The 12109-nt window shown below is 74.8% G+C and carries 13 protein-coding genes; 6 read left to right on the top strand and 7 right to left on the bottom strand.

Going from position 1 to position 12109, the window contains the following annotated elements; genetic code table 11:
* Nucleotides 1-972 precede the first annotated feature (972 nt).
* A complete protein-coding gene (locus CS2_RS01125; protein WP_070318524.1) occupies nucleotides 973-1716 on the top strand; it encodes a hypothetical protein in 744 nt (247 codons plus the stop codon).
* Between the two features lie 415 nt (nucleotides 1717-2131).
* Here the strand turns inward: CS2_RS01125 and CS2_RS18365 are convergent, their stop codons facing one another.
* Complete coding sequence (locus CS2_RS18365) at nucleotides 2132-3019, bottom strand: TraM recognition domain-containing protein (RefSeq protein WP_082739617.1); 888 nt, start codon at nucleotides 3017-3019, stop codon at nucleotides 2132-2134.
* A gap of 159 nt (nucleotides 3020-3178) precedes the next feature.
* Between CS2_RS18365 and CS2_RS01135 the strand changes: the two genes are divergently transcribed.
* The gene (locus CS2_RS01135; RefSeq protein ID WP_070318526.1) at nucleotides 3179-3745 is read left to right on the top strand and encodes a dihydrofolate reductase family protein; all 567 of its coding nucleotides are present in this window, start codon (nucleotides 3179-3181) and stop codon (nucleotides 3743-3745) included.
* A gap of 35 nt (nucleotides 3746-3780) precedes the next feature.
* On the top strand, nucleotides 3781-4530 hold the full coding sequence (locus CS2_RS01140; protein WP_070318527.1) for a hypothetical protein: 750 nt from the start codon (nucleotides 3781-3783) through the stop codon (nucleotides 4528-4530).
* A 48-nt stretch (nucleotides 4531-4578) separates the two neighbouring features.
* On the opposite strand, the gene CS2_RS01145 is transcribed toward CS2_RS01140, so the two are convergent.
* Nucleotides 4579-5379, bottom strand: a complete 801-nt coding sequence (locus CS2_RS01145) for a Nif3-like dinuclear metal center hexameric protein (RefSeq protein WP_070318528.1) — start codon at nucleotides 5377-5379, stop codon at nucleotides 4579-4581.
* Nucleotides 5380-5512: 133 nt separating this feature from the next.
* Between CS2_RS01145 and CS2_RS01150 the strand changes: the two genes are divergently transcribed.
* Together CS2_RS01150 and CS2_RS01155 are read left to right on the top strand one after the other, a co-directional pair.
* The gene (locus tag CS2_RS01150) at nucleotides 5513-6583 is read left to right on the top strand and encodes a lytic polysaccharide monooxygenase (RefSeq protein ID WP_070318529.1); all 1071 of its coding nucleotides are present in this window, start codon (nucleotides 5513-5515) and stop codon (nucleotides 6581-6583) included.
* Between the two features lie 81 nt (nucleotides 6584-6664).
* A complete protein-coding gene (locus CS2_RS01155) occupies nucleotides 6665-7681 on the top strand; it encodes a BUD32 family EKC/KEOPS complex subunit (protein WP_070318530.1) in 1017 nt (338 codons plus the stop codon).
* Between the two features lie 321 nt (nucleotides 7682-8002).
* Here the strand turns inward: CS2_RS01155 and CS2_RS01160 are convergent, their stop codons facing one another.
* Nucleotides 8003-8311 (bottom strand): antibiotic biosynthesis monooxygenase family protein, encoded by a 309-nt coding sequence (locus tag CS2_RS01160; protein WP_070318531.1) that lies wholly within the window; start codon nucleotides 8309-8311, stop codon nucleotides 8003-8005.
* Between the two features lie 225 nt (nucleotides 8312-8536).
* On the opposite strand from CS2_RS01160, the gene CS2_RS01165 reads away from it, so the two are divergent.
* On the top strand, nucleotides 8537-9487 hold the full coding sequence (locus CS2_RS01165) for a sigma factor (protein WP_233421023.1): 951 nt from the start codon (nucleotides 8537-8539) through the stop codon (nucleotides 9485-9487).
* A 51-nt stretch (nucleotides 9488-9538) separates the two neighbouring features.
* Here the strand turns inward: CS2_RS01165 and CS2_RS01170 are convergent, their stop codons facing one another.
* The 4 genes from CS2_RS01170 to CS2_RS01180 are packed head-to-tail and all read right to left on the bottom strand — an operon-like array spanning nucleotide 9539 to nucleotide 12103.
* Entirely contained in the window at nucleotides 9539-9823 is a 285-nt protein-coding gene (locus CS2_RS01170; RefSeq protein WP_070318532.1) for a metal-sensitive transcriptional regulator, read from the bottom strand.
* 31 nt (nucleotides 9824-9854) lie between these two features.
* Nucleotides 9855-9971, bottom strand: coding sequence for a DUF8730 family Cys-rich protein (locus CS2_RS19755; RefSeq protein ID WP_501161964.1), 117 nt, complete (start codon nucleotides 9969-9971; stop codon nucleotides 9855-9857).
* Nucleotides 9972-10028: 57 nt separating this feature from the next.
* A complete protein-coding gene (locus CS2_RS01175; protein WP_082739619.1) occupies nucleotides 10029-10391 on the bottom strand; it encodes a rhodanese-like domain-containing protein in 363 nt (120 codons plus the stop codon).
* Nucleotides 10388-12103: an FAD-dependent oxidoreductase gene (locus tag CS2_RS01180; RefSeq protein WP_070318533.1), complete on the bottom strand. Its 1716-nt coding sequence runs from the start codon at nucleotides 12101-12103 to the stop codon at nucleotides 10388-10390. The genes CS2_RS01175 and CS2_RS01180 overlap by 4 nt, the downstream gene beginning before the upstream one ends.
* Between the last annotated feature and the right edge of the window lie 6 nt (nucleotides 12104-12109).

Below are 12109 nucleotides of genomic sequence, written 5' to 3' on the forward strand. Positions count from 1 at the left end.
TCTCGGCGACGTCGGGACTGCTGGCCGGCGTGCACGAGCTGGTCGTCACCACGCCCGTCGGGTCGTCGTGGAGCGTGGAGCCCGGGTCGGTCCTCGCCGCGGCGGTGCGCCTGGTCGCGCCGCTGGTCGCCGCGTGGCTGTGGGAACGGGTGTTGCAGGCGGCCCGCGCGGAGCAGGCGCACCGCACCCTGGACGATGTACGCCGGGACCGGCGTCTGCTCGCGGTGGCTCGCACGGCGCTGCGCGTGCGCCGCCTGGACGCGGCCGGCGCGATCGACCCGCAGCGCTGTGCGCGCTCGTCGACGCCTGGACCGTGCGCACGTCGCCGCGCTGCGCGTCGCGCCGCCGGGAAGGCTGCCGGTGGGGCCCACCGCATCCGGTGGGCCCCACCGGCCGGGGAGGTCAGCCCTTCCCGAGGGTGCTGGCGGCCTTGCTCTTGGCCGGCTTGCTGGAGGAGTCGGACGCGAGCGTGCGACCGGCCTTCGACAACTGCGCCTTGGACGGCTTGCCCATGAGGATCGCCCCCTCTTGGGTGGGCTACGCCCACGGTCCCACGCTGCACCGACACACCCTCGGACAGGTGTCCGACATTCGTGCAATGCGACGTCGTGTCGCTGATCACCAACCGTTCCCGCAAGACCCGTAGCGTGCCCCGCAGGCGCAGCGCGTGGGTGTCGACAGGTGATGCCGGGCTACATCGCCTGAACGGCCATTGGTTGGCTGCGAGAGCACCGCATGCCGGACCTGCATGTGGGTGTCGCCGTCGATCACCACAACGTCCACGTCGCGCGGGCCACGGCTTGCACGGCTCGACGAGGTGATGTCCAAGCGCGAGGCGCTCGACGGGCGGCTCTTCTTCAACGGACCTCTGACCCATGTGTCGGCGAGGCGTCGAGACCACCATTGTCAGATCACCGCCGCGACTGGTGTCATCGAGGACTGCAGCGGGGCCACGCGGAGCGGAGTGAATGAATGACTAGAAGCAGGCACAACCTGGCGCGAGGACTGGCGGCGTTCGTCGCGACGTGCTCACTATTTCTCCTGGGCGTCCTGCCCTCGGCGTCGGCCTCTCCTGTCGGGACGCTGACGACGGAGCAGGAGAGTCAGATTCGGGACGGCCTGGAGGCCTACGGGGTCGGCCAGGACGTCCAGGACTCGCTGATCTCAAAAATCATCGCCGGCGAGACGTGGGATTCTCTGGCGGGCGCCGAGCCCGTGGCAGTCGAGCAGCGACTCATTCGGGGCGAACTCGTCACGCTTTCGACCTACGCCGATGGCTCCATCACCGCATCCGGCGTCGAACGTGCCACCCCTGTGGACCCGGGAAGCATCAGGCCGTTCGATGTGAGCCGTTGCACCTCGAGGCAATCCGGACAGGTTCGCATCAAGACGGGGTGCAATGTCTGGGCTAGCACCGTCCTCATCACCATGAGTTTCGAGGCGGACTACAACCAGACATTCAGTGCAAGTGACCCTGTCTGGGTAACCGCCGGGTCGATTGTTGCGGTTCGTTACGCGAACGCCTCCACGCTCGCTGGGACGTACAGCGTCCGCAACTTCGGTCGGACGCAGATCAACGCGACAGCCTCGTCCCCGGCCAAGGCGCGCCTGACGCTCGATGTCCAGGCAGTCGGGGGCGGTGCTGCAACGACAGTGTGGCTACAGTTGAACGTGCCCACGAACACGTACTCCCTCGGCTACTCCAGCATCAACTAGGAGGACCAGATGACGGCGGCAACTCTGATGCTCGGAGGAGGGCTCGCCCTCTTGGGAGCGCTCGTTGTTGTGATCGTGCGGGCGCTCCGCACGACAAGCTCGAAGAAGCAGCGCTGACGGTGTGAACTCGCGAACGCTCCCTTCCGGCCCGCGCCTCTGGGATGGAAGGGAGCGTTCGGAGCCTTGCTGGCTCAGAGCCGCAAGGCGCGGAGGCTGCAGCTGCGCATGCCGGGCTCGGTCAGCGGGCCTGTCAGCCGTTGAGGAGGGCGGCGATGGCGTCGACGCGGGTCACAGATGCGGGAGCGTCGTTCTGCACACCTAGGCGCGTAGCGCGAACGATGGCCCCAGCCCGACCGGTGTGGGCCCCTCGTTCATGACACGCTGCTACGTCGCCACCTCACCCGACCGTCCTTGCCTACGCATGTCGGGAACATCCCCATCGGTGGTGCGACGTACGGCACCGGCTCGCCCGGCTTGCACAAGTCCTGAACGCGGGTCGTGGGCAGTGGGTGAGGTCCGTACCGCGTCCGCCTGCGGGCCGGTCATCCACGGCTGGGTGCAGATCAGTGTGGGTCGTGCGCCGGAGCACAGGACGACCGCGCGGCCCTTGGGCGTCGCCGCGGGGTCGGCGACGTCGAGGATTCGCTCGCGGTGCAGCTGCTGGGACACGGTGCGGTGACCGCGCCCCGTTGACCGTCGACGACGAGAGTCGGTCGTAGTCGCCGATGATTCGGGACAGGTCCTCGAGGAACGCGCCCTCGGAGACGCCGCCGCCGTAGACCTTCAGTTGGATGCGGACCACAGCTTCTTCATGCCGGACTCGCCCCAGACCTCCGCGCCCCTGGGACCAGGACTGCAAGATCGTCATGAGGACGATCCCGCGCGAGCCGTAGTGCGAGTACAGGTTGGGCAGCTCGCGCCACCGACAGACGTTCGCAGCCCCGTCGAGGACCCCGAGCAACGGGGTGGTCAGCCGGCCGCCGGCTGCGAGGGCGGCCAGTTCCTCGGCGGCCTCGACGACGGCGACGGTCGGCGCGGTGACCACGGCGCGCGCGGTGCCACGACCCTCTTTGGACAGCGAGTACAGGGTGCCGCCGTCGACGCGTACGAAGTCCTGCGGGTTGAGCTGCGGCTGGGCGTCGGCGGGTCCTTGCGGGGTGACCCATGCGGCCACCTTCTGGTTCGTCAGGCAGGAGGCCATCTGTTGGGCCGTGCCGACGACGCCGTCGGCGGCCTGGTCGGCGGTCAGCGGGAAGCCGTGGTCGCGCAGGATGTCGACGGCGGGTTCAACTGTGGGCCGCATCTGCCGCGTGTAGACGTCCGCCGGTCCGACGTCGTCGCGGACCTGGTACGGGAGGCCGCGCGCGTCACGGCCTGACGGCCTCGCTCCGCGACCTGCCCCGACGAGTTCCGCCGCCGGGGCCGGTCGACACCCGGGACACCCGAGCACGGAGGACCCGCGATGCCTGACGTCACCTACTCCCTGACCGCCTCGCTCGACGGCTACGTCATCGGTCCCGACGGCCGGTTCGATTGGGCCGCGCCCCCGCCGGACGTGTTCGCGCTCGCCACCGACGAGGTCCGCGGCCTGGGGGTGCACCTGCTGGGCCGGCGGCTCTACGAGACGATGGAGTACTGGCGCGACGTCGACCCCGCGTCGCTCGACGACGCCGAGCGTGAGTTCGCCGCGCTGTGGAACGCGCTGCCGAAGGTCGTGTTCTCGCGCACCCTGACGTACGTGCGCGGCCCGGCGCGGCTCGCGACCGGTGACCTGGCCGTCGAGGTCGCCCGCCTGCGCGACGAGGTCGACGGCGACATCGGCATCGGCGGCGCCGACCTCGCGCACCAGGCCGCGGGCCTCGGCCTGATCGACGAGTACCGCGTGCGCGTCCTGCCCGTGCTCGTGGGCGGCGGCACGCCGTACTTCGCGCACGACGCGCGGCAGGTGCGGCTGCGGCTCGTCGAGTGCCGCACGTACGACGAGGGCGTCGTCTACCTGCGGCACCGCGTGGTGCGCGACGACGCGTGAGCGCGCGTCCGGCCGCGCGTCGGGGACCATGGGGCATGCGCTCCGCCGCCCCCACCCCCGCCGTGCTGCCCGGCCGCCCGCGCCGCCGCGCCCGTTCCGCGCTCGCCGCGCTGCTGCTCGTCGCACCGCTCGCGGCCTGCGGCGGCGGTGACGAGGAGGCCGCCCCGGCCGCGTCGAGCACGCCGCCCGTGACGCCCAGCGCGTCGCCCACCCCGACGCCGGGGCCCACGCCCACCGAGCCCGTCGAGGTCGGCGCGCGCCGGGAGATCACCGCGCCCGGCGCCGTGCTGGGCGTGGGCGACGCGGCCGTGATCGAGATGCACAACGGGTTCGACCCCGCGGGGCCGGCGTACTCCGAGGCTCAGGTCACGTCCCGGTTCGTGGGCGTCACCGTCGCCGACCCGGCCGACCTCGCCGGCGTCGACCTGGACACGCCGATCGACCCGGCCGCCGAGACGGTCTACTACGTCCGCACGCAGCACACCCTGGAGTGGGCGCGGGGCTTGAGCCTCGTCTCGGTGTCGCCGCCGCACGTGCGGGCCTGGGACGTCGACGGCGCCGGGGCGTCGGACCTGCTGGTGTTCGGGGTGTTCCCGGCCTGCCAGTCGGGCCGGTTCGCCGAGCACACCCCAGGCGAGACCGTCGAGGCCTGCGACATCGTGGTGCTGCCGAGCGCGCAGACCCTCGGGTACGTCGGCGTGCCGGAGAACCCGCAGCTCACGCGCGACGCGCACGAGCAGTACGAGGTGCAGCCCGTGCTGTGGCAGGTGCCGGCCGCGGGCTGAGGTCGGCACTGCGCCGCGCGCGGAGCCGGAGGCCGGAGCGCGCCGAGGTCAGAGCGTCCGGTAGTGGTCGACCGCGGGCACCAGCTCGACGGGCACCTCGGGCAGCAGGTCGACGAGCCAGCGCGCCATCTCCGCCATGCCCTGCTCCTCCGACGGCATGTGCCCCACGACCACGAGCCCCGCGCTCACGCCCGCCGCGACCGCGTCGGCCGCGTACTCGCCGGTCTCCCACTCGTGGCCCTCGCCGATCACGACCACGTCGACGTCGGGGCGGGCGAGCAGGGCCCGGTTCTTGGCGAAGCCGAGGAAGCCGGGCTGCAGCGCGACGCTCGCCACGCGGGTCGCCGGGTCGCCCACGTACCGCAGCGCGCGGGCGCCCAGGCGGTCGGCCACGTGCGCGGCGAGCTCGCCCAGCGTCGTCGGCGCCAGGTCGAAGACGCCCGGCTCGCCCGGGCGCTCGGCGTCGAGCCAGCCCAGCGCGCGTGCCTGGCCGGTGAGGACGCCGTCGGGCTCGCGGTCGTGCCACTGGTCGTGCTGGCGCAGCACCCGCAGCCCGTGCTCGGCGACGAACGCCGCCTTGGCGCGGTGCACCGGGTCGTCCTCGGCGAGGAGCGTCGACTCGGACGTGCCCGCGTGGTCGAAGTACAGCGGCTCGTGCGTGATCACCAGGTCCAGGCCGCGCTCGACGGCCGTGCGCAGCACGTCGAACGTCGCCATCACCGTCACGGCCACGCCCCGCACGGGTGCGTCGGGGTCGCCCGCGAGGAACCCGTCCACCGTCGTCGCCCGCAGCGGCACGCCCACGTGCTCGACGATCCGCTCCGCCACCTGCCGTGCCGTCACAGCCATCGCGCCACCCTAGCGACGCGGCGACGTCGGGGGAGCGTGGTCCGGCGGACGCGACGAAGCGTTTCGACGCCTGGTGCGCGGGGCCGCGCCGACGAAGGGTGCACGGACCACCCGTCGTCACCGAGGAGCACCCATGACCCGCACCCCGCCCCTGCGCCGCGTCGCCGCGGTGCTCGGCGCCCTCGCGCTCGGAGCCGGCATGGCCGCCGGCTCGGTCGCGCTGGCCGCGCCCGCCGCGGCGCACGGCGCCGTGTCCGACCCGCCCGCGCGCGTCTACGGCTGCTGGGACCGCTGGGCCGGCAACCACACCAACCCTGCGATGCAGACGCAGGACCCGCAGTGCTGGGACGCGTGGCAGGCGAACCCGCAGGCCATGTGGAACTGGAACGGCATCTACAAGGAGGGCGCCAACGGGAACCACGAGCAGTCGGTGCCCGACGGGCGTCTGTGCTCGGCGGACAACGACCTGTACGCGGCGGCCGACGACCCCGGCCCGTGGCGCACGACCCCCAAGCCGTACGACTTCCGGCTCACGGTCCACGACCCGTCGAACCACGGCGCGGACTACCTGAAGATCTACGTGACCAAGCAGGGGTACGACGCGCTCACCGAGCCGCTCACGTGGGCGGACCTCGAGCTCGTCAAGACCACCGGGCGGTACGCGCCGTCCAGCCCGTACGTGACCGACGTGAGCATCCCGCGCGATCGCACGGGGCACCACGTCGTCTTCACGATCTGGCAGGCCAGCCACCTCGACCAGCCGTACTACCAGTGCAGCGACGTGACGTTCGGCGGCACGACGACGCCGACGCCGACACCCACCCCGACGGCGACGCCCACGCCGACCCCGACCGTGACCGTGACGCCCACGCCCACACCCACCCCGACCACGACCCCCGGCCCGACGCCGACGCCCACGCAGCCGCCCGCCGGCGCGTGCACCGCGACGGTCCAGGTCGTCAGCACGTGGACCGGCGGCTACCAGGCCACCGTGACCGTCACGGCGGGCGCGTCCGCCATCGGCGGCTGGAAGGCCACCGTGGCCGGCGCGACCATCACGCAGGCGTGGAACGGCACGGCCTCCGGCAGCACGATCAGCTCGGCGTCGTGGAACGGCGCCCTCGCACCCGGGGGCACCGCGTCCGCCGGGTTCCTGGGCAGCGGCAGCCCCAGCGGGCTGACCGCGACCTGCAGCGCGACCTGACCGGTCTGCACCGACCGGCCGACGACGGGGCCGCACGTCCGAGGCGGGCGTGCGGCCCCGTCCGCCTGCCATGATCGGCCGGTGCTCGCCGATCGCCGTGCCCGCCACGACCGGGTCGCGGCCGCCCTCGCGGCGCTCGACGACGACGCGCTGGGCGCGCTGCTGGCCGACGGCACCGACGGCTCGGTGGGCGTCGGCGGCGGCACGTCGGTCGTCGACGTCGACGGGGTCGCGGTCTTCGCCAAGCGCGTGCCCGTCACGGCGCGCGAGCTCGCGCACCCGGGCAGCACCGCCGACCTGCACGGTCTGCCGATGGCCTGCCGGTACGGCATGTTCCCGCTGGCCGGGCCGGGCGTCGGCGCGTGGCGCGAGCTGGCCGCGAACCGGGTCGTCACCGCGGGCGTGCTTGCCGGCGAGGCGCAGGGGTTCGCGCTGCTGCACCACGGGCGCGTGCTGCCCGGCCGCCCGCCCGTCGCCGACGAGCAGCGCGACGTCGACGCCGTCGTCGCGCAGTTCGGCGGGTCGCCGGCCGTGCGCGAGCGGCTCGAGGAGCTCGCGGCCGCGACGTCGAGCCTCGTGCTGCTCTCCGAGCACGTGCCGTCGCCCCTGCTCGACACGGTGCCCGACCCCGTGGCCGCGGCGGAGCGCGTCGAGCGGCAGCTCGGCGACGTCGTCGCGTTCCTCCGTCGCCACGCGCTGCTGCACCTCGATGCGCACCTGGGCAACCTGCGCGCCGACGGCGACCGGCTCGCCCTGGTCGACTTCGGCCTCGCGACGTCGGCCCGGTTCGAGCTGGACGACGACGAGCGTGCGTTCGTCGCCGCGAACGTCGACCACGACGCCGACTACGTCGCCATGCGCCTGGTGAACTGGCTGGTCACGACCGTGTGCGGGGTGCCGGGTCCGACGGCCGGGCCACCGGTCGAGCGCAACGCGTACGTGCGGCGGTGCGCGACGCACGGCGTCCCGCGCGACGTCCCGGCGCCCGTGGCGGGCGTCCTCGCGCGGCACGCGGCCGCGGCGGCCCGCATGAACGCGTTCGTCGCACGGCTGCACGACGGCGACCTCGACGCCCGGTACGCCCCGACGCGCCGCTGACCGGCAGCCCCGCCGGGCATCGTCCAGATCGTGGGACACGCCCCGCGCGAGACCGGGCTCGGTGGCCTCCTGCCGCCGGTGAGCGCCGTCAGCCCGGTCTCGACGAGGGCGTCGTCCACGGGGTGGGACCTGTTGCCAGCCCCGAGGTGTCTCGTGCCCGCCAGCGCCGCACCCGAGGGGTGCGGTCGCGGGGCGCCGCATCGGGGTACGACGGGCAGCCGACGTCGAGCCCGCCGCCCCGAGGCGGTCCGGCCTCGTCCTGCGCGAGGGCCGAGCGGTGCCCGTGGCGGGCGCGGTGGTGCGCCCGCCACGGGCGGCCGGTCACGCGTCGTACTGCGCCGCGACCGTGTAGAGGCCCGGTCGTGCGTTGGCGATGGCGGCGGTGCGGGCTGCGTACTCGGCCGCGGCCGGGTCGGCCTGCGTCGCCCGCACGTCGTCCGCGCTGCGCCAGCGGGCGAGGTTGACGACGCGCGAGCCGTCCGCGCTCGCGAGCAGGGTCAGGGAGACGAACCCGGGGCGGTGCCGGATCACGCGCTCCGCTCCTTCCTGCAGCAGGGCCACCAGCTCGGCCTGCCGTGCGGGGTCGACGTCGACGACGTTGACGAAGGTGATGCCGTTGTCGGTGGTCATGGACCACGTCCTTCCTGCCGGGTGCGGGCCGTGGCCGGTCCGCACGTCGTGGGTGGCCGCGGGGCGGCCGTGCGCACCGCCGGGCGACGGCGCTCACGCACGTCATGACGAGGCAGGACCCCGGGACGTCAGGACGGACGGGCCGCTAGCGTGGCGTGGGCACAGGTCCGCGCCCCGACGCGGTGCGGCGGTGCGACACGGCGAGCCGCGACGGCAGGGGGCCGGGTGCACGACGACCGAGACGCACCGGGGGTGCTGCCGGACGGTACGCCGAGCGCGGCGCCGGTGGAGGCGCCGCGCCCCGACGACGACCGGCGGCTGCTCCTCGACGTCGCGTACCGGCTGCTCGGGTCGGTCGCGGAGGCCGAGGACGCCGTGCAGGAGACGTACGCGCGGTGGTTCGCGATGCCCGCGGCCGAGCGCGCCCGGGTCGTGACACCCACGGCGTGGCGCGTGACGGTGTGCAGCCGACTGTGTCTCGACGTGCTGCGGTCGGCGCGCGTGCGGCGCGAGCGCTCCGCAGGGACGTGGCTGCCCGAGCCGCTGCCGGCGCCCCGGTGGAGCAGCCGTGCGGCGTCGCACGGCGCGCACGACCCCGCCGACCTCGTGACGGCCGACGAGTCGCTGCGCACCGCGTTCCTCGTGGTCCTCGAGCGCACCACGCCGGCCGAGCGGGTCGCGCTCGTGCTTCACGACGTGCTCGGGTACGCGTTCGCCGAGGTCGCGGACGTGCTCGGACGCACGCCGCACGCGTGCCGGCAGCTCGCGTCGTCCGCGCGCCGCCGGGTCGCTGCCGGGCCCGTGCGTCCCGTCCCGGTCGACGACGCGGCCGTGGCGGCGTTGCAGGACGCCTGGCGCCGCGGCGACGTCGGCGCGCTGGTGGCGGTCCTGGACCCCGGGTGCGTGGCCGTGGTCGACGGCGGTGGCGTCGTCAGCGCCCCGGCCGCACCCGTGCGCGGGGCGGCGGCCGTCGCCGGGCTGCTCGCGGGCGTGGCCGAGCGGGCGCCCGGGCTCACGCTGGTTCGGGTGGTCGCCAACGGCGAGCCCGCGCTGCTCGCGCACGCCGGTGGCCGGGCGCTCGCGGTCGTCGCGCTGGGGCTGCGCGACGGCCGCGTCGCCGACCTGTGGGTCGTGCGGGACCCCGCGAAGCTGCGCGGCTGGCGCGTGCCCGCCTGACGTGTCCGCCGCGCCCGGGCGTGCGCGGCGTCCGGTGCGTCCGGTCGGGTCCTACGCGAGCGACAGGAACAGCTTCTCGAGCTTCGCGACGTCGAGCGTCGGGTCCTGGTCGGCGTCCTCGTCCGTGCCCGGAGGTCGCGTGAGGCACTGCTTCATGCCGGACGCGATGATCGCGAACCCGGCGCGGTCGAGCGCGCGGGACACGGCCGACAGCTGCACGACGACGTCCTCGCAGTCGGCGCCCTCGTCGATCATGCGGATCACGGCGGTCAGCTGCCCCTGGGCGCGCTTGAGCCGGTTGCCGACCTTCGTCATCTCCGTGGGGTCGAGCTCCACGAGGTCCTCCTGTCGCCGGTGGGGTGCCGCGTCAGCGGCAGGTGCACTGCTGGTCGCGGGGCACGTCGGCCATGACGGCGTCGACGTGCTGGCCGCAGCCGGTCCAGGTGACCTTGCCGCAGGTCTCGCAGGTGGCGGGGCTGCACATGAGGGGAGTCCTTCCGGTGGGGGGTGGGGTGAGGGTACGTCGTGGGTCGGCGGCGGGTCAGCGGCGGACGGCGCCGCCGGCCGCCTGCCAGGCGCCGATGCCGCCCGACAGGCTCGTGGCCGCGATCCCCGCGGCGCGCAGCTGCTTGGCGGCGGTGCGCGAGCGCATGCCCGACGCGCACATCACCACGACGGGCGTGCCCGCGGTGAGGCGGCGGGGTGCGTTGGCGACGTCACCGAGCGGCACGTGCACGGCCTGCGGCGCGTGACCGGTGCGCCACTCGGCGCGCTCGCGGACGTCGAGCAGCTGGGCTCCCTCCCGCACGAGCGCGACGGCGCGCGGGCCGTCGACCGTGGTGGGCAGGGCGCCGTCGTCGGGGGTGCGGCCGCGCAGGCGGTCGAGGACGTCGCGCAGGCTCATGAGCGGGCTCCTTGGAGGGGACGGACGAGGTCGGGGTGGGTGAGGACGAGGCTGAGCCAGCCGCCCGAGAGGTTGCGTGCCTCCAGGCCGGCGTGCAGCAGCACGCGGGTCGCGATGTGCGCGCGGACGCCGCTCTGGCAGTGCACCGCGACGGGCCGGCCGGCCGCTGCCGCGCGCACCTCGTCGAGGCGGTCGCGCAGCTCGGTGTGCGGCACGTGCAGCGCCTCGTCGAGGTGGCCGCGCGCGTGCTCGGCGGCGGTGCGGACGTCGAGCACGAGGTGCGTCGCGCGCACGGCGTCGAGGTCGGCGGCGTGCCACTGCGGCATCGTGCCGTCCAGGACGTTCTGCGCGACGAACCCGAGCATGTTCACGGGGTCCTTCGCGGCGCCGTAGGGCGGCGCGTACGCGAGCTCGAGCTCGGCGAGGTCGTCGGCGGTCATGCCCGCGCGCAGCGCGGTCGCGAGCACGTCGATGCGCTTGTCGACGCCCGCGCGGCCGACGGCCTGCGCGCCGAGCAGGCGGCCGTCGGGCGCGAACGACGCGACCAGGTGCACGGCTTGCGCGCCGGGGAAGTACCCGGCGTGGTGCCCGCCGTGCACGCGCACGACCTCGTGCTCGATGCCCGCACGGGCGAGCGCGGCCTGGCTCGCGCCCGTGACGGCGGCGGTGAGGCCGAACACGCGGACGATCGCGGTGCCGAGCACGGGGGCCTGCGGCGTGGTGCGGCGGCCGAGCATCGCGTCGGCGGCGCGGCGGCCCTGCCGGTTGGCGGGGCCCGCGAGCGGGACGGGGCCGACGGCGCCGGTCACGGCGTGCGTGACCTCGACCGCGTCGCCGACGGCCCACACGTGCGGGTCGGACGTGCGCTGGTCGGCGTCGACGATGATCGCGCCGGTGGCGCCGAGCGTGAGGCCCGCGTCGCGCGCGAGGTCGCTCGCGGGGCGCACGCCGACGTTGACGACGACGAGGTCGGCCGGTACCCGGGTGCCGTCGGTGAGCGTGACGAGCGCGGCGCCGTCGGCGCCGGTCGTGACGGACCGGGCGGCGACGCCGAGGTGCAGCGCGACGCCGTGCGCGCGCAGCTCGTCGGCCAGCAGCGGGGCGAGCTCGGGGTCGAGGGGAGGCAGCACGTGGTCGGCGAGCTCGACGAGCGTGACGTCCAGGCCGCGGTGCGCGAGCGCCTCGACGGCCTCGAGGCCGATGAACCCGGCGCCGACGACGACGGCCCGGCGCGGGCGGTCCGCGGGCAGGGCCGCGACGCGCGCCGTGAGCGCGTCGAGGTCGGGGACGGTCCGCAGCGTGTGCACCGCGGGGTGGTCGAGCCCGTCGACGGGCGGCCGGACGGCCATCGCGCCGGGGGCGAGCAGCAGCGCGTCGTAGGGCAGGTCGTACGTGCCGTCGGCGGTGGCGACGGCGACGGTGCGGGCCGCGCGGTCGATCGCGGTGACGCGGTGGCCGGTGCGCACGTCGAGCGCGAGGGCGGCGTGCAGCGACGCGGGGGTGTGCAGCAGCAGGGCGTCGCGGCTCTCGATCTCGCCGGACAGGTGGTACGGCAGGCCGCAGCTGGCGAACGACACGTGCGCGGACTGCTCGAGGACGACGATCGACGCGGACTCGTCGAGCCGGCGGGCGCGCGCCGCGGCGCTCATGCCGCCGGCGACGCCGCCGACCACGACGAGGCGTCGCGGTGCGGGTTCCGGGGTGGGGGACATGGCTCC

Source organism: Cellulomonas iranensis NBRC 101100 = JCM 18110 (genome assembly GCF_001552375.1).
In the GTDB taxonomy this organism is placed as follows: Bacteria; Actinomycetota; Actinomycetes; order Actinomycetales; family Cellulomonadaceae; genus Cellulomonas; species Cellulomonas iranensis.